Raw genomic sequence first — 20361 nt, 5'->3', positions numbered from 1 at the left:
AGCAGAAATAGCGCCCCGCCGAATAACCCTCTTTGTATACGGTGCCCGTGTTAATGACGCTGGCCCGTCATGTTTACGGGATGTTGCGAAGTTCTCACACGCTCCTGCCGGTCCGCGGCGGAGGGGAATCGCAGCCGGTGCGCGGCCGCCGAGCGCTCCGCGTGCAGCGCGGTGATCGCGCGGGCCCGCTCGCCGTCCCCCCGGGCGACCGCGTCGACGATGCCGCCGTGCTCCGCCCAGGACTCGGCAGGGTTGGCCGGCGCCTCGACCACGTACATCCAGGCGATCTTGTGCCGCAGCTGGGAGAGGGTCGACGTCAGCGCGGGGCTTCCGGAGGCCTGTGCGAGCGTCTCGTGGAACCAGCCGCCCAGGGAGCGCAGATCCTCGCTGTTGCCCCTCCTGGAGCGCTCCTGGCCCAGCCTGACCAGCCCGCGGAGCACCTTGAGGTGGGCCTCGGTACGGCGCTGCGCGGCGCGCGCGGCAGCGAGCGGCTCCAGCAGCACGCGCATCTCCAGGAGATCCGCGCCCTCCTGCTCGCTGGGTTCGGCGACGCAGGCGCCCGCGTGCCGCCGGGTGACCACGAAGCCCTCGGCCTCCAGGGTGCGCAGCGCCTCGCGCACGGGGACGCGCGAGACGCCGTAGCGCCGCGCGAGCAGTTCCTCGGTGAGCCGGCCGCCACGCTCGTAGACGCCCGCGACGATGTCGTCGCGGATCGCCGTGCATACCGAGTGCGCCGGAATACGCATGACCGGACCTCCGCTTTAATCCCCGCGAAACGCCATCGATTGACGCTTGTTCAGTGACTCTATTGCAGGAAGCCTTAATTTCCGATGGCGGGCCTGAATCCATGGATATTTTTTGGACAGCGGGCCTCCGGAAACGACGATGCCCCGGCTCGGTGAGCCGGGGCATCGAAAACGGTGGAGAAGCCGCGAAGCGGTCGTCAGACGTTGACGCCGTGCGAGCGGAGGTACGCGACCGGGTCCATGTCGGAGCCGTACTCCGCGGTGGTGCGTGCCTCGAAGTGGAGGTGCGGTCCGGTGGTGTTGCCGGTCGAGCCGGAGATCGCGATCTGCTGGCCCGGGGTGACCGTCTGCCCCACGGAGACGCCGATGGACGACAGGTGCCCGTACATGGTGTACGTGCCGTCGTGCATCTTGATCACTACTTGATTGCCGTAGGCGCCGCCCCATCCGGCTGTGACGACGGTCCCGGCGCCGACCGCGTGCACCGAGGTGCCCGATGCCGCGTGGAAGTCGACTCCGGTGTGGCTGCCGGACGACCAGAGGCTGCCGCCGGTCTTGTAGCCGGTGGAGACGTACGAGCCGGCTATCGGCAGGACGAAGGTGTTGAGCCGCTTGCGTTCGGCGGCACGGGCGGCGCGCTCCTTGGTCTCGCGCGCCTTCGCGGCCTGCTCGGCGGCCTTCTTGCGGGCGGCCTGCTCGGCCTTCTCCCGCGCGGCGGCCACGTCGGCCGCGTGCTGCTGCGCGTCGGCCTGCTCGTCGATCTGCTCGGCCACGGAGTCACCGATGGTGATGGCCTGGGTCAGCCCGGTCTGCTCGGCGGAGGGCTCCGCGGCGAACGCGGGTGCCGCGAGGGTTCCGAGGACACCGGTGGTGGTGAGGGCCGCCACGCCGACTACGTTCTTCGTGGTGCGCTGCACGCGGCTCGGACGACGGTGCTTCCCGGTGCCACAGGTGAACGCCATGTAAGGGCTGATCCTTTCCTTCCTTCTCGCCTACCGGGTTAGCTGACGGGTTCGGAGCAGGAAGGTCTCCTACGGACCCCCTCCGGGGAGGGCGTCCGATTCACCCCAGGGACTACGTGGGTCCCCGGCTCCCCTGGCTCGCGCCATGCGGGGACTCGGCGATGACTGTCCGGTGCCGCGGGCGCGGCGCACTGCCTGACGAACAGCCGGACTGACGCTAAACGTGGCATCTTTCGAACAACAAACGGATCACGGTTTTTGTAGCGCATCCCACAGCACAGAAGGCAACCTCCGTACCAATACGGACATCTTGGGGGCGATGTCCGCGTAAAAGAGGGCCCTGGTGACTCTTCAGTCACCAGGGCCCATCTCGGTCACATGGTCCTACTCGGCGGTGACCACGGTGACTTCACCGATGCCGAGCGCCCTGACCGGCTCCTCGATCTGCGCGGCGTCGCCCACCAGGACCGTCACCAGACGGTCCGTCGGGAAGGCGCTGACGGCGGCGGCGGTGGCCTCCACCGTGCCGGTGGCGGCCAGTTGCTGATAGAGCGTCGACTGGTAGTCGTCCGGCAAGTACTGCTCGACCTGGTCGGCGAGGGTGCCCGCGACAGCCGCCGCCGTCTCGAACTTGAGGGGTGCCACGCCCACCAGGTTCTGCACGGCGACGTCGCGCTCCGCGTCGGTCAGCCCCTCGGCCGCGAGGGTGCGGAGCACCTTCCACAGGTCGTCCAGCGCCGGGCCGGTGTTGGGGGTGTCCACCGAGCCGCTGATGGCGAGCATCGCGGCACCGGTGCCGTCCGGCGCGGAACGCAGAACCTGGCCGAACGCCCGTACGCCGTAGGTGTAGCCCTTCTCCTCACGCAGGACGCGGTCCAGGCGTGAGGTGAGGGTGCCGCCCAGGCAGTAGGTGCCGAGTACCTGGGCCGGCCACACGCGGTCGTGCCGGTCGGCGCCGACCCGCCCGATGAGCAGCTGCGTCTGGACGGCGCCGGGGCGGTCGACGATGATCACGCGGCCCGTGTCGTCGGCGTGCACCGGCGGGACGGGGCGCGGCTCGGCGGTCGAACCGGTCCAGGAGCCGAGGGTGTCACCGAGCAGCGCGTCCACGTCCACGTCGGTGAGGTCGCCGACCACCACGGCGGTGGCGGTCGCGGGACGAACGTGCTTCTCGTAGAAGGACCGTACGGCCGCGGAGTCGATCTTCTGGACGGTCTCCTCGGTGCCCTGGCGAGGGCGCGACATGCGCGCGGTCGCCGGGAACAGCTGCCGGGAGAGCTCCTTGGCCGCGCGGCGGGCCGGGTTCGCCGTCTCGTGCGGGATCTCGTCGAGCCGGTTGCGCACCAGGCGCTCGATCTCGCTGTCCGCGAAGGCCGGTGCCCGCAGGGCGTCGGCGAGCAGGCCCAGGCCCTTGGGCAGGCGCGAGACGGGCACTTCGAGGGACAGCCGGACACCGGGGTGGTCGGCGTGCGCGTCGAGCGTGGCGCCGCAGCGCTCCAGCTCGGCGGCGAAGTCCTCGGCCGAGTGCTTGTCGGTGCCCTCGGAGAAGGCACGCGCCATGATCGTGGCGAGGCCGTCCAGGCCCGCCGGCTCTGCCTCCAGCGGCGCGGCGAGGATCACCTCGACGGCGACGACCTGCTGGCCGGGGCGGTGGCAGCGCAGGACCGTCAGGCCGTTGTCGAGGGTGCCGCGCTCGGGGGCGGGGAACGCCCACGGCTTCGGCTGGCCGGCCTGGGGCTGCGGATGGAAGTCCATGGTGGCGAGCTCGGTCACTTCGCCGCCTCCTCGTCGGTGTCGTCAGCGGCGTCGGTGGCTTCGGGGGCGGTGGGCTCGTAGACGAGCACGGCGCGGTTGTCGGGGCGCAGGCGGGCCTTGGCGACCTCCTGGACCTCCTCGGCGGTGACCTCCAGGACGCGCTGTACGGCGGTCAGGGCGAGCTGCGGGTCACCGAACAGGACGGCGTACCGGCACAGTTCGTCCGCGCGGCCCGCGACCGTACCGAGGCGGTCCAGCCACTCGCGCTCCAACTGGGCCTGCGCGCGCTCCATCTCCTCGGCCGTCGGGCCCTCCTCGGCGAACCGGGCGAGCTCCTCGTCGACGGCGGCCTCGATGACCGGGACCTCGACGTCACCGGACGTCTTCACGTCCAGCCACCCCAGGGAGGGCGCTCCGGCGAGCCGCAGCAGGCCGAAGCCGGCGGCGACGGCGGTGCGGTCACGGCGTACGAGCCGGTTGTAGAGCCGGGAGGACTCACCGCCGCCGAGGACGGTGAGAGCGAGGTCGGCCGCGTCGCACGCGCGCGTGCCGTCCTCCGGGAGCCGGTAGGCGGCCATCAGGGCGCGCGCCGGGACCTCCTCCTCGACGACCTCGCGCAGCTGCTCGCCGATGGTCTCGGGCAGCGAGCCGTCGCGCGGGGCGGGCTTGCCGTCGTGCCCGAGGATGGAGCCGAAGTACTTCTCCACCCAGGCGAGCGTCTGCTCGGGGTCGATGTCGCCGACGACCGACAGGACCGCGTTGTTCGGCGCGTAGTACGTGCGGAAGAACGCGCGGGCGTCCTCCAGGGTCGCCGCGTCCAGGTCCGCCATCGACCCGATCGGGGTGTGGTGGTACGGGTGGCCCTCGGGGTACGCGAGCGAGGTCAGCTTCTCGAAGGCGGTGCCGTACGGGACGTTGTCGTAGCGCTGGCGGCGCTCGTTCTTCACGACGTCGCGCTGGTTCTCCATGGACTCGTCGTCCAGCGCGGCGAGCAGCGAGCCCATGCGGTCGGCCTCCAGCCAGAGAGCGAGCTCCAGCTGGTGGGTGGGCATGGTCTCGAAGTAGTTGGTGCGCTCGAAACTCGTCGTGCCGTTGAGCGAGCCGCCGGCGCCCTGGACGAGTTCGAAGTGCCCGTTTCCGTGGACCTGCTTGGAGCCCTGGAACATCAGGTGCTCGAAGAGGTGGGCGAGCCCGGTCCGGCCCTTGACCTCGTGGCGCGAGCCGACGTCGTACCAGAGGCACACCGCCGCGACCGGGGTCAGATGGTCCTCGGAGAGCACCACACGCAGGCCGTTGGCCAGGCGGTGCTCGGTCGCTGTCAGGCCGCCGGAGCCTGCCTCAGCTGTGGCCGTGTGACCCATGGGCATGTACGTCCCTTCGATCGCGGAACTGCGTCATTCCTGTCGGTCCTGCCACTGTATGCAAGCGTGCGGACGCCTGGCGAAGTTCCCGCACCTCGTACGCCGAGAGCGAGAACCGCGAGCGCCCCCCGCACGCCCCCGAGGACCGCCCGGACACCGGGACGGCACGGGTGAGGCAGGGGTCCCGCGGACGTCACGACGACGGTTCGGGAACGGTCGTGACGGGACCCGCGGGGCGCTCCGCGAGGCCGCTACGGACGGGTCGCGGTCGGCGTTGTCAGCGGGGCGGTCCACAATGGTCCGCGTCAGAACCCGTTCATGCCCCGGCAGAGACTGTGAAGGAGCCGCAGCAGCGATGGCCCGCCGCAGCACGAAGACCCCGCCGCCCGACGACTCGTACGAGGAGAAGATCCTCGACATCGACGTCGTGGACGAGATGCAGGGCTCCTTCCTCGAATACGCGTACTCGGTCATCTACTCGCGAGCCCTGCCGGACGCCCGCGACGGCCTCAAGCCGGTGCACCGCCGCATCGTGTACCAGATGAACGAGATGGGCCTGCGCCCCGATCGCGGCTACGTGAAGTGTGCCCGCGTCGTCGGCGAGGTCATGGGTAAGCTCCACCCGCACGGAGACGCGTCGATCTACGACGCCCTGGTGCGACTCGCGCAGCCCTTCTCGATGCGCCTGCCGCTGGTCGACGGCCACGGCAACTTCGGTTCGCTCGGCAACGACGACCCGCCGGCCGCCATGCGGTACACCGAGTGCCGGATGGCCGACGCGACGTCCCTGATGACCGAGTCCATCGACGAGGACACGGTCGACTTCTCGCCCAACTACGACGGCCAGGAGCAGGAGCCGGTGGCTCTGCCGGCCGCCTTCCCGAACCTCCTGGTCAACGGCTCGTCGGGCATCGCCGTCGGTATGGCCACCAACATGCCGCCGCACAACCTCGGCGAGGTCATCGCGGCCGCCCGGCACCTCATCCGGTACCCGGGGGCCGACCTCGAGACCCTGATGAAGCACGTCCCGGGCCCCGACCTGCCCACCGGCGGCCGGATCGTCGGCCTCTCCGGGATCAGGGACGCCTACGAGACGGGGCGCGGCACCTTCAAGATCCGCGCCACGGTGTCGGTGGAGGACGTCACGGCCCGCCGCAAGGGGCTCGTCGTCACCGAACTGCCCTTCACCGTCGGTCCGGAGAAGGTGATCGCCAAGATCAAGGATCTGGTCGGCGCGAAGAAGCTCCAGGGCATCGCCGACGTGAAGGACCTCACCGACCGTGCGCACGGACTGCGCCTGGTCATCGAGATCAAGAACGGCTTCGTGCCGGAGGCGGTCCTCGAACAGCTCTACAAGCTGACGCCGATGGAGGAGTCCTTCGGCATCAACAACGTGGCCCTGGTGGACGGTCAGCCGCTCACCCTCGGCCTCAAGGAGCTGCTGGAGGTCTACCTGGACCACCGGTTCACCGTCGTACGCCGCCGCAGTGAGTTCCGGCGCGGCAAGAAGCGCGACCGTCTGCACCTGGTCGAGGGTCTCCTCGTCGCTCTCCTCGACATCGACGAGGTCATCCGCCTCATCCGCTCCAGCGACAACTCGGCGCAGGCCAAGGAGCGCCTGATCGAGCACTTCTCCCTCTCCGAGATCCAGACGCAGTACATCCTGGACACGCCGCTGCGCCGTCTGACCCGGTTCGACCGCATCGAGCTGGAGTCGGAGCGCGACCGCCTGATGGGCGAGATCGACGAGCTGACCGGCATCCTGGAGTCGGACGCTGAGCTGCGCAAGCTGGTCTCGGGCGAACTGGCCGCGGTGGCCAAGAAGTTCGGCACCGACCGGCGCACGGTGCTCCTGGAGTCCGCAGGCTCGCCGGCCCCGACCGTTTCGCTCCAGGTCGCCGACGACCCGTGCCGGGTGCTGCTGTCCTCGACGGGGCTGCTGGCCCGCACGGCGAACGGCGACCCCTTCGAGCAGGATCCGGACGGCAAGCGCACCAAGCACGACGTGATCGTCTCGGTGGTGCCGGCGACGGCGCGCGGCGAGATCGGTGTCGTCACGTCCCTGGGCCGCCTCCTGCGCCTGAACGTGATCGACCTCCCGAGGCTGCCGGAGACGGCGTCGGCGCCCAACCTCTCCGGAGGCGCTCCGGTCTCGGAGTTCCTGTCCGGCCTGGAACCGAGCGAGACGGTGATCTGCCTGACCACACTCGACGAGTCGTCGCCGGGCCTGGCGATCGGCACGGAGCAGGGTGTCGTCAAGCGCGTGGTGCCCGACTACCCCTCGAACAAGGAGGAGTTGGAGGTCATCACCCTCAAGGACGGGGACCGGATCGTCGGCGCGGTGGAGCTGCGCACCGGCGAGGAGGACCTGGTCTTCATCGCGGACGACGCCCAGTTGCTGCGCTATCAGGCCGCGCAGGTCCGCCCGCAGGGGCGGGCGGCGGGGGGCATGGCGGGCATCAAGCTGACCGACGGCGCGAAGGTGATCTCCTTCACGGCCGTCGACCCCGCGGTGGACGCGGTGGTGTTCACGGTGGCCGGCTCGCGGGGGACGCTGGACGATTCCGTCCAGACGACGGCCAAGCTGACCCCGTTCGACCAGTACCCCCGCAAGGGACGCGCGACGGGCGGCGTGCGCTGCCAGCGCTTCCTGAAGGGCGAGGACTGCCTCTCCCTGGCCTGGGCGGGCCCGACGCCGGGACGCGCGGCGCAGAAGAACGGCACGCCCGTCGACCTGCCGGAGATCGACCCGCGCCGTGACGGCTCGGGCATCTCGCTGGGGCGGACGGTGTCGGTGGTGGCGGGCCCGGTGTAGGCGGGTCCGGCGCGGTCCGGTCCGGGTCAGCTCTCGGAGTCGGTTTCCCGCACGTAGCGGAGGACGCCCCACATGCTGTGTTCGTCGGCATGCGGGGCGTCTTCCGTGCAGCCCTCCAGCGCCTTGTCGAGAGCCGCCGTGTCGATGGCGGACCCGATGAGCACGAGCTGGGTCCGCCGCAGGTCCGCGTCGGCCCAGGGCTCGGGGTAGAACCGCAGGAACCGCCCGACGGCGTGCACGGCGTACCGGTTGCGGGTGTCCTGGACGCCGAAGTCGACGTAGCCCTTGATCCGGTAGAGCCCCTCGGGCCTGCTGTCGAGGAAGGCCATCAGGCGCCGCGGGTCCATGGGGACGTCGGAGGTGAACGAGAGGGACGTGTAGGCGCTGTGCAGGTGGCCTTCGTGCGCGCCCTCCCGTGGCCGCCCCTCCACGTCTCGGCCGTCGCTCTCCCGGTCGTGCAGATCGTCGAAGGAGAGCTGCCCGACGCGCTCCTCGCTCGGCCTGCAGTCGAAGAGGAACTCCGGATCCACGCGGCCGTAAGTGGCCGGTACGACCGCCGCGCGGTCGGCCAGGTCACGGACGACGCGCAGCACCCGCTCCCCGTCATCGGCCCGGTCGATCTTGTTCACGACGACGAGATCGGCGAGGGCGAGGTGTCGGTCGATCTCGGGATGCTTCTCGCGCGTCCCGTCGAACTCGGCGGCGTCGACGACCTCGACGAGTCCCCCGTAGACGATGCCCGGGTGCTCGCTGGCCAGCACCATGCGGACGAGTTCCTGGGGTTCGGCGAGGCCGCTCGCCTCGATGACGATGACGTCGATCCGGGCGGAGGGTCGAACGAGCCGGTCAAGATATTGATCAAGTTCACTCACGTCGACGGCGCAGCACAGGCATCCGTTGCCGAGCGACACGGTGGAGTCGCCGAGTGCTCCGGCCACCGCCATCGCATCGATCTCGATCGCCCCGAAGTCGTTGACCACGGCTCCGATACGGCTGCCGCCGCTGCGGTGCAGGAGGTGGTTGAGCAGCGTGGTCTTACCGGAGCCCAGGAAGCCTGCGAGGACGATGACGGGGATCTGCCGCGGGCTCGACTGGCTCAACGTGCGCCTCTCTGAGACCTGCGCGCGCACCGGCTCACGGGCCCGGCGCTCACGCGGGGAACGAATACCGACCCAGCATACGAGCGGGAGGAAACGCCCCTGACTGAACGATTGTCCGCGGCGCTCGCGGGGCACACGTTGGGCATGGCGCCGGGAAACGCGATCCGCATGTCCCTCCGTGCGCCTCCTCTCCGCCTCCCTGCCGATCAGAGCCGCTCGGCAAGACTGGGAGACGGCAAGCGCGCCGCCCACCGCTCGCCGGTCCGCTCCCTGTCGCCCCACAACCGACGACCGGCGGACGGTCGCCTGATTCGGGGGTTGGCATGGCCACACAGATTTCCGCGCTACGGAGGTTCGGCTCGGCCGCCAGGGCCGGGATCGGCACCGCGGCCCACGCCGTGAGGGAACGCGGCGTGCGGCATCGCAGGCGTGCCGTGCTCACCGAGCAGCACCGCCTCCACTTCGACCTGTTGTGCAAGGCCATGGACGATCCCGCCCTCGCCGCCGTCCTCAACACGTACGAGACCGAGATCGGCCCCGAGAAGCAGCGCCAGTACCTCTTCGCGAACGCGCTCTACGTCAATGCCCTGTACTTCCACCGGATCGGGGCACTGAACCGGGCGGAGCTCCGCGGTCACTTCCGCATCATCTGCCAGAACCCGATCTTCCGGGAGTACTGGGCGGCGACGGAACATCACCGCAAGAGCCTGCCGGACGCTTCGGACGAGGCTCAGCTGGGCCGACTGATGGACACACTGATCCAGGATCAGGCGGACGCCGACGCCGACGAATGGTGGGTGATCGGGGAGCCGGACGACGAGTAACCCTGCTGCCTGGCACAGGTGATCGCACCACTCTGGTCAACTCGGCGTCGGCGAGATTCATCCGACTGGTTGACGTTTCACGTTTCATGCATCACAGGCAGCAAAAATCAACTAAGTTACCGCTGCCCAGATCTTTGAGCACTCCGGACGAACACCCCTGCGCTCGGAGACCCATGCCTCCGACGAACACCCCCCGCTCGGAGACGCTTACCCCGACGTACATCTCCGCTCGGAGTTCGTCGCGCTCCGAGGAACCTTCGCTCGGCCGACACCTCAGACAGTCGTTCCCGAACTAAGGTTGGTAGCACCCCGTGAGAATCGTGCGACGTGTCGGGGCCAGTCCACGCGAGCGCGGAAGCGCTTCTGGCCAGTCCTGCCCCGACATCTTCGAGCTCGCCGACGGTGATTTCGCCGTCATCGGGCGTGAGGCCACCCAGGAGCTGGACCCGGAGCTCCCCTCAGACGCCGCACGAGCCGATTACGAGCGCATCGTGATCATCACCCGCGACACCCTGTTGCGCGCCAAAAAAGACATCCCGGACGCCTGACTTCGCAACGGAGTTCGCCCGCGGGGCGCCGGGACGTGGATCCCGGACCGGTCGACGAGGAGCACGCGCCGCTTTCGCCCCACCCCACCAGATGGACTTCTTCGTCGGCCTGCCCGGCGAACCAGAGGCCCGGCATCGTCACGAGGCCGGGCCTTTTACGTGCCACCCGTCGCGCCGGGTCCCCCGCCTCCCGAACCTGGAGCCTCCGGGCCCCTCGGTCCACGGAGTGCCGAACCCGAACCCCTCAGTCCGGCATGGGCACCGTCACCGGCGGGACCGGCCCCACGTAGCGCGCCGCCGGGCGGATGATCTTCGAGTCCTCCGCCTGTTCCAGGATGTTCGCGCTCCAGCCGACGACGCGGGCGGCGGCGAACGTGGGAGTGAACATCTCCCGGGGCAGTCCGCAGAGTTCCATGACCACGCCCGCGTAGAACTCCACGTTGGTATGGAGTTCGCGGCCCGGCTTCAGTTCGGCGAGGATCGCCTCCACGCGGTGTTCCACTTCGACGGCGAAGTCGACGAGAGGACCGCCGAACTCCTGGGCGATACCTCGGAGCATCCGCGAACGCGGGTCCTCCGTCCGGTAGACGGGGTGCCCGAAGCCCATGATGCGGTCGCCGGCGAGGACGCGTTCCCTGATCCAGCCGTCGATGCGGTCAGGCGTTCCGATCGCGTCGAGGGTGTCCAGCGCACGGCTGGGAGCACCCCCGTGCAGGGGCCCGGACAACGCTCCGACCGCGCCCACGAGACAGGCCGCGACGTCCGCCCCCGTCGACGCGATCACCCGTGCCGTAAACGTTGATGCGTTGAATCCGTGATCAATGGTTGAGATGAGGTATTGCTCGACCGCTCGGGCCCGGCGCGTGTCCGGCTCCGAGCCCGTCAGCATGTAGAGGTAGTTGGCCGCGTAGCCCAGGTCCTCGCGCGGTTCGACCGGCTCCAGCCCCTGCCCGATCCGGTACAGCGCGGTGAGCAAGGTCGGGACGGCGGCGGTCGCGGCGAGGCCGTCGTCGCGACGGCGCTCCGCATCGATGTCGTAGACGGGCCGGAATCCGAGCGAGGCGCCGAGCAGGGACAACGCGGTGCGCAGACCGGCGAGCGGACCCGAGAGGCCGGTCGCCGCGGCGATGTCCGGCAGTGCGGCGCCCACGTCGTCCGGCAGCCGGCGCAGCGCTGCGGTCCGTTCCGTGAAGGCGGCGCGGCGCGCCGGGTCGGGCAGTTCACCGTGCGCCAGGAGGTACCAGACATCCTCGAAGTCGCGGGTCTGAGCGAGTTCGACGGCCGAGTACTGGCGGTAGTGGTAGAAGCCCTCCAGCCCTCTGACGTCACCCAGTTCGGTGTCGGTGACGACGACACCGGCGAGTCCTCGCGGCACGTCGACAGAGGTGGACGCGGTTCGGTTGATCGGCATGTTTCCTCCCTGGACTTGATTCGACTGTCCATGCTTGACTCTATGTCTGTCAATATTGATTGGATCAATATTTGATCCACAGATACGGTGGCGCCCATGAGGGATCGAGAAGCGGCAACGCCAGGGCACGAGGGCCGACGGCTCAGCACCAAGGAGACCGCCGAGTTGCTCGGCGTGAAGCCGGAGACCGTCTACGCCTATGTGAGCCGTGGACAGCTCGGCAGCCGGCGCGAGCAAGGAGGGCGCGGAAGCACCTTCGACGCCAAGGAGGTGGAGGCGCTCGCTCGACGCAACAGGCGCGAGAACAGCGGCAGTTCGGGAAGTTCGGGTGAACTCTCCGTCCGCACGCGCATCACTTTGATCGAGAAGGACCGCTACTACTTCCGGGGCGTCGACGCGACGGAGCTGGCGGCGCACCACTCCTATGAAGAGATCGCCGAATGGCTCTGGACCGGCGAGCTGCGCCCAGGCGTCACGTTCACGGCCCCGGAGGCGTCGGTGACCGCCGCTCGGCGCAGCGTCGACGCCTTGCCCGAGCACAGCGGCCCCACCGACCGTCTGCGCGTCGCCGCGATCGCCGCGGCGGCCGCCGATCCGCTCCGCTTCGACCTCTCCGAGAACGCCGTCCTCGGCACCGGGCGGACCCTCATCCCCACCCTCGTGGCCGCTCTGCCCCCGGTCCGGCGCGACCACCGCGACGAGGGTCCTCTGGCCCGTCGGCTGTGGGCGAGGCTCACCGGGCGCGCACCCGACGTCCCGTCACTGCGGGTCCTCGACGCGGCACTCGGGCTGCTGGTGGACCACGACCTGGCCGCGTCGACGCTGGCGGTCCGGGTCGCCGCGTCGGCCCGGGCGCACCCCTACGCGGCCGTTTCGGCGGGGTTGGGCGTCCTCGAAGGGCCGCTGCACGGAGCGGCCAGCGGCCTCGCCCACCGCTTGCTTCTCGACGTACTCGACCAGGGCACCGCGGCCCCCGTCGTCGCGGACGAGCTGCGCGCCGGCCGCCGTGTCCCCGGACTCGGCCACCGGCTGTACACAGGCGAGGACCCCCGCGCGCGTGCCTTGTTCGCACTCCTGGAGGACGTACCCGGTGCGGCGCCGGCTGTGGCGGCGGCGCACGACGTCGTGGCCACCACCGCCCGGCACGCGCCCCTGCACGCCAATGTCGACCTCGCGCTGGCGGCCTTCACCGTCTCCTCCGGTATGCCGGCTTCCGCCGGAGAGACGATCTTCGCCGTCGCGCGCACGGCGGGCTGGATCGCGCACACCCTGGAGGAGTACGCGGAACGCCCGCTGAGAATGCGCCCGAGCGGTCACTACGTGGGCGAACGCCCACCACAGCCGCTCCCCAGCAGCTAGGACTCCCGTCCGACGAGCAGGGAGGGTGCCGCCGAGAACCGCCCCGGCGCCCGCCCTCTTCTCAATGCGAAGGGCCGGCCAACCGCCCTGAGTGCACCGACCGTGGCCTCGGCAGGAAGCCACTTCGGTCGAAGTCAGGTTAGGCTCACCTCTGTGAGTACGTGCACAAGCGCGTCGCGGCTCCTCGACGAGCCCCTGGCGGGAACCGCGGCCACCGCGAGGACATGGCTGCTGATCGAGCAGCCCGGGCCCTGGGGCGCCAAGGCGCTCACTTCGAGCCACCTGGACCCCACACTCGGCCGCGCTCTCGAGGCGGCCGCGCAGGGCTCGGGCGTGCGGATCGCGCTCATCCGTCGCCCCGGTCGCCACGCGGACTGCGGTACGCCCGCCGAGCGGCGTGTCTACGCGGCCCACACAGCCCCGGGCAACGTCTGGCTGCACGGCGCGACGGTGTGCGATCCCGAGCTGCTCCTCGACCTCGACTTCGCCGCACTCGGCCAGGGCGACCCGCGGTCCTTCGACACGGCCCTCGACGCGCGGCCCCACACGGACGAACCGCTCGCCCTTGTGTGCACGAACGGAAAGCGTGACCGCTGCTGTGCCTTGCTCGGCAGGCCTCTCGCGGCGGAACTCGCCTCTTCCGGGGTGAACGGCGCGTGGGAGGTCACTCATCTGGGCGGTCATCGGTTCTCCCCGACGGTGCTCGTACTGCCCCACGGCTACGCGTACGGCCGTGCCGAAGCGCATGCCGTCAAAGAGATCCTTCAGGGCGTACGCGAGGGCCGCGTCGTCACCGAGGGGTGCCGTGGGAACTCCGCCTGGGAGCGGCCCGGCCAGGCAGCCGAACTGGCCGTGCGAAACGCGACGGGTGAGCACGCCGCCGGCGCTCTGACCGTGGTCCGGACCGATGGAACCGCTCCGCGCTGGGAGATCACCGTCGCCCATGTCGACGGCAGACTCTGGAGGGTGGCCGTCGCTCAGGGAACCTCATTGCCGCCCCGCCCCAACAGCTGCGGCTCGGCGCTGGGTTCCCCGGCCCGGATGGACGTGGTGGCGGTACGGCAGCTGGACGAGACGGCCGTCCCCGTGGCCTGCTGATCGCCGGAATCCATGCCCGTCAACCGTTGATCGGCCGACAACCGTTGATCGGCCGACGAACACCCGCCTTCCGTCAATCATCGATCGGCCGACGAACACCCGCGCCGCGTCATTCATCGACATCCATCGCCGATCGTCGACCAGTCGCACCTCGCGTTGACCTCCGTGCGGGGACCAGGTCCGTATGGAGCAAGAGATCCCTGCCACAACCCCTTCGATGCGTTGCACCCGCCCCCGTACGGTCGTACGCATGAGGCCCACTCCCCCCGCACGACGACTGCGGTTCGGCATGCCGCGGCGGGTGTTCTCGCAGGTCCTGCTGATGCAGATCGTGATCGCGGCGGGAGTCGCCGTTCTCGCCACCGGCCTGTTCCTGGCGCCGCTCAGCGCGCAACTGGACGACCAGGCCATGCAGCGCGCCCTCGCGATCGCCCAGACCACGGCGGTGCAGCCGCAGATCGCCGAGGATCTAAGGAGCACGAGTCCTTCCACGGCCGGACCCGTGCAGGCCGAGGCGGAGCGGATACGGAAGGCCAGCGACGCCGAGTACGTCGTGGTGATGGACACGCGGGGCATCCGCTGGTCGCACACCGACCCGAAGGAGATCGGGCGGCAGGTCTCGACGGACCCGCGCAAGGCCCTGGAGGGCCGCGACGTCATGGAGATCGACACCGGAACCCTCGGCCGCTCCGCGCGCGGAAAGGTCCCGTTGCGCGACGCCGACGACAGGATCATCGGCGCGGTCTCGGTGGGCATCCGGTACGACAGCGTGCGGGCCCGGTTGATCGACGCGATCCCGGGGTTGTTCGCGTACGCGGGCGGAGCCATGGCCGTCGGCGCGCTGGCCGCGTATCTGATCTCCCGCAGAGTGCAGCGGCAGACCCGTGACCTGGCCTTCTCCGACATCGCGGCACTGCTGGCGGAGCGCGAGGCGATGCTGCACGGCATCCGGGAGGGCGTGGTGGCCCTGGACCGCGGCGGTCACGTACGCCTCCTGAACGACGAGGCGCAGCGTCTGCTGGGCGTCGGTGCCGAGGCCATCGGGCAGCCGCTGGACGACGCGCTCGGATCCGGCCGTACGACCGACGTACTGGCCGGGCGGGTCACCGGCACCGATCTGCTCACCGTCCGCGGACAGCGTGTGCTGGTCGCCAACCGGATGCCCACCGACGACGGCGGTGCGGTCGCCACGTTGCGCGACCGTACCGAGCTGGAGCAGTTGGGCCGCGAGCTGGACTCCACCCGCGGCCTCATCGATGCCCTGCGGGCGCAGGATCACGAGCACGCCAACCGCATGCACACGCTTCTGGGGCTGCTCGAACTGGAGATGTACGACGACGCCGTGGAGTTCGTCGGTGAGGTGGTCGGCGACCACCGGGTCACCGCGGAACAGGTCACCGAGAAGATCCACGATCCACTCCTCGCCGCCCTTCTGGTGGGCAAGGCGACGGTGGCCGCCGAACGCGGCGTGGCCTTGTGGGTCTCGGACCGGACGATGCTCCCGGACCGGCTGGTCGACCCGCGTGGGCTCGTCACCGTCGTGGGGAACCTCGTCGACAACGCGTTGGACGCCGTCGCGGGCACACCCCACGCACGCGTGGAGGTCGAGTTGCGGTCGGTAGAGCGCACCGCAGTGCTGCGAGTCCAGGACACCGGACCCGGCATCCCGGCGGAGCGGCGAGAGTTGATCTTCACCGACGGATGGAGCACGAAGAAGCCCCCGGCCCACGGCAAGCGAGGAATCGGCCTCTCCCTGGTGCGCCGGTTCGCCGAACGCCAGGGCGGCAGCGCGGAGGTGGCGGACGCGGAGGGCGGAGGTGCCGAATTCACCGTCGTGCTGCCCGAGGCGCTCACGGAGGCGCCGGCGGAGACGCCCGTTGACGCGGGGCACGCCCATCCCGCGCGCGCGGCCGTCGAGAGCACGGAAGAAACGCGGGAAACCGGATACACCGAGGAGGAGTCGCGATGATCGAGCTCCTGGTCGTGGACGACGACACCCGGGTCGCCCGGGTCAACGCCGCCTACGTGGCGAAGGTGCCGGGTTTCCACGTCGCCGGAGAGGCGCACAGTGCCTCCGAGGCCCTGGGACTGATGGAGTCCCTGCCCCGCCTGGACCTCGTCCTCCTGGACCACTACCTGCCCGACGAGACCGGCCTCTCGGTGGTCCGGGAGATGCGCCGGCGCGGCCGTCAGACGGACGTGATCATGGTGACCGCGGCCCGGGACATCTCCACCGTTCAGGCGGCCATGCGCCAGGGGGCACTCCAGTACCTGGTTAAGCCGTTCGCGTTCGCCGGGCTGCGGACAAAACTGGAGGCCTACGCGGAACTGCGGCGCACTCTGGACGGTGGCGGCGAGGCCGAACAGGCGCAGGTGGACCGGATCTTCGGAACCCTCTCGGCGAGCTCAGAACCGGATCTGCCCAAGGGGCACTCTCCCCCGACGGCCGGGCTGGTACGGCGCGCCCTGATCGACGCCGAGGGCCCGCTGTCGGCGCAGGAGGTCGCCGAGGAGACCGGCCTGAGCCGGCAGACCGCACAGCGCTATCTGAAGCTGCTGGAGCGCACCGGAAGGGCCACACTGACCCTCAGATACGGCGACGCGGGGCGCCCGGAGCATCGCTATGTCTGGGCGACCCGCGTCTGACGGCATGGCACGGTCGGGCGGACCGCGTCCGTGGGATCAGCCGGCGGCCTTGTCCACGAACTCCGTCGTGTAGGTCTTGCTCAGGTCCACATCGGCGTTCTGGATGTTGGGGTTGAACGCCTTGAGGACCTTCTCGACGGTCTCCGGACCGTTCTTGGGCATCACGCCGTCCTTGGTGAACATCGGGAGCGTGCTCTGGATGGCCTCGGCGTACAGCTTCTTGTCGCCCTGGGAGTAGTCCGCGGGCATCTTGGCGGCGATCTCGGAGGCGCTGTGCGTGGACATCCACCGAAGCGTCTTCACAAAGGCGTCGGCCAGCTTCTGGACCGTCTCCTTGTGACCGTTCACCCAGTCCGTCTGCATGTAGAGACTGGACGAGGGGTACGGGCCGCCGAGGGCCGCCTGCGATCCCTCGGGCGTCCGCATGTCGACGAGTACCTTGCCGAGCTTCTTCGCCAGGACGGTGGCCACGGTGGGGTCGGTCGTGATGCCGCCGTCGATGGCACCCTGCTGGAGAGCCGAGACGAACGTGGGGCCGGCGCCGACGGCCACCGGCGTGAACTCGCTGACCTTCACACCGTTCTTCACCGCGAGGTACTTCGTGAGGAAGTCGGTCGAGGATCCGAGCCCCGTGACCCCGAGCTTCCTGCCCTTGAAGTCCTTGGGTGACGTGATGTCACCCGCCCGCTTGTCGGAGACGATCTCGACCTCACCGGGAGCGTGCGAGAACTGCACGACGGACTCGACCGCCTTGCCCTTGGTCTGCAGGTCGAGTGTGTGGTCGTAGAAGCCGACGGCCGCCTGCACCTGTCCGGACACGAGCGCGGTCTCGGCCTGGACACCGGCCGGCTCGCTCAGGAGCTGGACGTCGAGACCCTCGTCCTGGAAGTAGCCGAGCCGCTGCGTGAGCATCGCGGGCATGTAGATGACCTTGTCGAGGCCACCGACCATGATCTTGACGTGCTCCCCCTTGCCGCCACCGCCGTTGCTGCCGGAGTCGGCCGTCGAACTGGCCGCGTCATTGGCGCAGGCGGTGAGCGAGGTGAGAGCGAGCAGTCCGGCGGCTGCCGACGCGGAGTACCGGGCGGTGATGCGCATGCGGATTCACGTCCTTGTGAAGGGGTGGGAAGCAGTACGGGGGCAGGTCACGGGTCGGATGGGCCCGTGGCGGGTCAGCGGTCGGAATCCGACGGCTTCCAGCGGAAGATGCGGCGCTCGGCGAAGGTGAGCAGTCCTTCGGCGAGGAGGGCGACGACGGCGAGGATGACCATCGCGGCGTACACACCGGCCGCGTTGAAGGTCCCCTGTGACTGCGCGACGAGCAGGCCGATGCCCTTGGTCGCGCCGATGTACTCGCCGACGATCGCGCCGATGAGGGCGAAGCCGAAACTGACGTGGAGGCTGGTGAAGATCCACGACGTGGCGGACGGGATGACGACCTGGAGCGTCACGCGGCGGTCGCTCGCGCCGAGGATCCGGGCGTTGGCGACGAGGTTGCGGTCGACCTCCCGGGCGCCCTGGAAGGCGTTGAAGAACACCGGGAAGAAGACGAGCACGACGGCCGAGGCGACCTTGGAGGCCGGCCCGAGCCCGAACCAGATGACGAAGATGGGCGCGAGGACGATCCTCGGTATCGAGTTGAGCACCTTGATGTATGGACCAAGTACGTCTGCGAGCAAGGTGATCCGCCCCAGCGCGATGCCGAACACGACACCGGCGACGACACCGATGACCCAGCCGAGCAGTGCCTCGTACAGCGTGTACCAGATCTGCTCGCCGAGGGAACCGAGCGCGGTTCCGTGGGTCATCCAGGTGTAGGTCTGGTCCCATATCTTCGAGGGCATCGAGAAGTTGAACGGATCGATGACCTTCGCCCGCGAGAGCACTTCCCAGAGGCCGAGGACGGCGATCAGGAGCACGACCCGGGCTGCGTTCACCATGATCTTGCGCTTGCGCGCGGCCCGCACGCGGGACTGCTCGCGGCCCGGCGTCTTCACCGTGTCCACGACCGGGGTGCTGAGAATCTCATGCGACATCGGCGGCACCCCTCTCGCGGGTGATGCGGACCTCTTCGCCGAGGGACTCCCAGATCTCGCGGTAGATCTCGATGAACCGCGGCTCCAGCCGCACGGACTCGACCTTGCGCGGTCGCGGCAGGTCGATGTCGAAGACCTGCTTCACGGTGGCGGGGCCCGCGGTCATCACGACGACCTTGTCGGCGAGCGCGATGGACTCCTCCAGGTCGTGGGTGACGAAGACGACCGAGGCGCCGGTGCCCTCCCACAGCTCGAGAAGTTCGTCGGACATCAGCGCCCGGGTCTGCACGTCGAGCGCCGAGAAGGGCTCGTCCATGAGCAGGATCTCGGGGTCGTTGACGAAGGTCGCGGCGAGGGCGACACGCTTGCGCTGGCCTCCGGAGAGCTGGTGCGGGTAGCGGTCCTCGAACGCCGTCAGCCCGACCCGGGACAACCACTCACGGGCCCGCTCCTTCGCCTCGGTCTTGGGCACGCCCTGGAAACGGGGCCCGGCCATCACGTTGGACAGGACCGTGCGCCAGGGGAACGTGGCGTCCTGCTGGAAGACGAAACCGACCTTGTTCCCGACGCCCGAGACGGGCTCCCCCGTGACGAGGACCTCGCCTTCAGTGGGTTCCTCGAGTCCACTCACCAGAGTCAGGGTGGTGGACTTTCCACAGCCGGTGGGGCCGACGACGGCGACGAACTCGCCGCGTCCGACGGTGAGGTCGAGTTCCCGCACGGCGGTGTGCAGACCCCCCGACGGGGTCTTGAAGATCTTGCTCGCGCCCCGCAGCTCGATGGCGGGGCTGGTGTCTGCGCTCATGGGCCGGGACCGTAGATGTGGCGCGGGCCACAGCATCAGTCTTCTGGGCACAAGGCCTACTTCTGCTTGCAAGGGTCTGTTGTGCTCGTTTTGCTCGCGCTACAACAGCGGAGCCGAAACACGGGCTCAACGCTCGCCAGGCCTTGAGAGGAAGAGGCCAGATGATTGACGTCCTGGTCGTCGACGACGACTTCCGCGTCGCCGAGATCAACGCGCGCTACGTGGGGAAGGTGCCCGGATTCCGGGTGGTCGCCCGCGCGCACAGCGCTGCCCAGGCTCTGGCCGCCGTCGAGCGAACGCCCGTCGACCTGGTGCTGCTCGACCACTATCTGCCGGACCTGACGGGCCTCGAACTCGTCCACCGGATGCGCGAACAGGGCCACGGCACCGACGTCATCATGATCACCGCGGCCAGTGACGTGACGACCGTCCGTGCCGCGATGCGGCTGGGCGCTGTGCACTACCTGGTCAAGCCGTTCACCTTCACCGCACTGCGCACCCGCCTCGACTCGTACGCCGCCCTGCGCCGGACCGTGGACCGGGTGGGTGGGCGACGGGTGACCGGGCAGGAGCAAGTCGATCGGATGTTCGGCGCCCTGCGGGCCGCGCCCGCACCGTCCGTTCCCGGGCTGCCGAGCGGCCACTCGGAGCCGACGACCGATCTCATCTGCGGCGTCCTGCACCGCGCGCACCAACCGCTGTCGGCCCACGAGGTGGCCGCCGAGACGGGCCTCAGCCGGTCCACCGCCCAGCGCTACCTGCGCCACCTGGAACAGGTCGGCCGCCTGCGCCTCTCCCTCAAGTACGGCGACACGGGCCGCCCGGAACACCGGTACGCCTGGGTGTCGCCCTAGCGCGGCACAAGGCGCCGGCATCCTTCGGGCGATGCCGTGAC

At 69.7% G+C, this 20361-nt stretch carries 17 protein-coding genes and 1 riboswitch; of the genes, 8 read left to right on the top strand and 9 right to left on the bottom strand.

The window, feature by feature from the left end:
* Positions 1–50 precede the first annotated feature (50 nt).
* From B0675_RS17985 to B0675_RS17970, 4 genes are all read right to left on the bottom strand, one after another.
* The gene (locus B0675_RS17985) at positions 51–746 is read right to left on the bottom strand and encodes a GntR family transcriptional regulator (protein ID WP_081219833.1); all 696 of its coding nucleotides are present in this window, start codon (positions 744–746) and stop codon (positions 51–53) included.
* Positions 747–943: 197 nt separating this feature from the next.
* A complete protein-coding gene (locus B0675_RS17980) occupies positions 944–1708 on the bottom strand; it encodes a M23 family metallopeptidase (protein WP_081219832.1) in 765 nt (254 codons plus the stop codon).
* A 12-nt stretch (positions 1709–1720) separates the two neighbouring features.
* A riboswitch (cyclic di-AMP (ydaO/yuaA leader) is annotated at positions 1721–1879 on the bottom strand.
* 213 nt (positions 1880–2092) lie between these two features.
* Positions 2093–3481, bottom strand: coding sequence for a pitrilysin family protein (locus B0675_RS17975; protein ID WP_081219831.1), 1389 nt, complete (start codon positions 3479–3481; stop codon positions 2093–2095).
* Entirely contained in the window at positions 3478–4824 is a 1347-nt protein-coding gene (locus B0675_RS17970; protein WP_081219830.1) for a pitrilysin family protein, read from the bottom strand. Before B0675_RS17970 ends, B0675_RS17975 begins: the two co-directional genes overlap by 4 nt.
* A gap of 355 nt (positions 4825–5179) precedes the next feature.
* Here B0675_RS17970 and B0675_RS17965 point away from each other — a divergent pair, with 355 nt between their 5' ends.
* Positions 5180–7639 (top strand): DNA topoisomerase IV subunit A, encoded by a 2460-nt coding sequence (locus B0675_RS17965; protein WP_081219829.1) that lies wholly within the window; start codon positions 5180–5182, stop codon positions 7637–7639.
* 26 nt (positions 7640–7665) lie between these two features.
* On the opposite strand, the gene B0675_RS17960 is transcribed toward B0675_RS17965, so the two are convergent.
* On the bottom strand, positions 7666–8739 hold the full coding sequence (locus B0675_RS17960; RefSeq protein ID WP_081219828.1) for a GTP-binding protein: 1074 nt from the start codon (positions 8737–8739) through the stop codon (positions 7666–7668).
* Positions 8740–9062: 323 nt separating this feature from the next.
* Here B0675_RS17960 and B0675_RS17955 point away from each other — a divergent pair, with 323 nt between their 5' ends.
* Both B0675_RS17955 and B0675_RS17950 read left to right on the top strand, forming a co-directional pair.
* Positions 9063–9563, top strand: a complete 501-nt coding sequence (locus B0675_RS17955; protein WP_081219827.1) for a DUF6082 family protein — start codon at positions 9063–9065, stop codon at positions 9561–9563.
* Positions 9564–9874: 311 nt separating this feature from the next.
* Positions 9875–10111 carry a hypothetical protein gene (locus tag B0675_RS17950; RefSeq protein WP_081219826.1) on the top strand — a complete coding sequence of 79 codons (237 nt, stop codon included), beginning with the start codon at positions 9875–9877 and terminating at the stop codon, positions 10109–10111.
* 244 nt (positions 10112–10355) lie between these two features.
* On the opposite strand, the gene B0675_RS17945 is transcribed toward B0675_RS17950, so the two are convergent.
* Positions 10356–11522, bottom strand: a complete 1167-nt coding sequence (locus B0675_RS17945; RefSeq protein ID WP_081219825.1) for a citrate synthase/methylcitrate synthase — start codon at positions 11520–11522, stop codon at positions 10356–10358.
* Between the two features lie 96 nt (positions 11523–11618).
* Here B0675_RS17945 and B0675_RS17940 point away from each other — a divergent pair, with 96 nt between their 5' ends.
* The 4 genes from B0675_RS17940 (at position 11619) to B0675_RS17925 (ending at position 16625) form a co-directional block, all read left to right on the top strand.
* Entirely contained in the window at positions 11619–12881 is a 1263-nt protein-coding gene (locus B0675_RS17940; RefSeq protein ID WP_081219824.1) for a citrate synthase, read from the top strand.
* A 153-nt stretch (positions 12882–13034) separates the two neighbouring features.
* Positions 13035–13979, top strand: a complete 945-nt coding sequence (locus B0675_RS17935) for a sucrase ferredoxin (RefSeq protein WP_081219823.1) — start codon at positions 13035–13037, stop codon at positions 13977–13979.
* 250 nt (positions 13980–14229) lie between these two features.
* Complete coding sequence (locus B0675_RS17930) at positions 14230–15948, top strand: sensor histidine kinase (protein WP_081219822.1); 1719 nt, start codon at positions 14230–14232, stop codon at positions 15946–15948.
* Positions 15945–16625, top strand: a complete 681-nt coding sequence (locus B0675_RS17925; protein WP_081219821.1) for a response regulator — start codon at positions 15945–15947, stop codon at positions 16623–16625. Before B0675_RS17930 ends, B0675_RS17925 begins: the two co-directional genes overlap by 4 nt.
* A gap of 36 nt (positions 16626–16661) precedes the next feature.
* Here B0675_RS17925 and B0675_RS17920 read toward each other — a convergent pair whose 3' ends face one another.
* From B0675_RS17920 to B0675_RS17910, 3 genes are all read right to left on the bottom strand, one after another.
* Positions 16662–17723 carry an ABC transporter substrate-binding protein gene (locus tag B0675_RS17920; RefSeq protein WP_081219820.1) on the bottom strand — a complete coding sequence of 354 codons (1062 nt, stop codon included), beginning with the start codon at positions 17721–17723 and terminating at the stop codon, positions 16662–16664.
* 74 nt (positions 17724–17797) lie between these two features.
* Complete coding sequence (locus B0675_RS17915; protein WP_081221853.1) at positions 17798–18661, bottom strand: ABC transporter permease; 864 nt, start codon at positions 18659–18661, stop codon at positions 17798–17800.
* Positions 18651–19466 carry an ABC transporter ATP-binding protein gene (locus B0675_RS17910; RefSeq protein ID WP_081219819.1) on the bottom strand — a complete coding sequence of 272 codons (816 nt, stop codon included), beginning with the start codon at positions 19464–19466 and terminating at the stop codon, positions 18651–18653. Before B0675_RS17910 ends, B0675_RS17915 begins: the two co-directional genes overlap by 11 nt.
* Positions 19467–19627: 161 nt before the next feature.
* On the opposite strand from B0675_RS17910, the gene B0675_RS17905 reads away from it, so the two are divergent.
* Positions 19628–20320: a response regulator gene (locus B0675_RS17905; protein WP_081219818.1), complete on the top strand. Its 693-nt coding sequence runs from the start codon at positions 19628–19630 to the stop codon at positions 20318–20320.
* The last annotated feature ends 41 nt before the right edge of the window (positions 20321–20361 follow it).

It is taken from the genome of Streptomyces sp. M41(2017) (assembly GCF_002078175.1).
Classification (GTDB): domain Bacteria; phylum Actinomycetota; class Actinomycetes; order Streptomycetales; family Streptomycetaceae; genus Streptomyces.
Note: the sequence above shows the minus strand (reverse complement) of the source record. Positions and strands in the feature narration are given on the sequence as shown.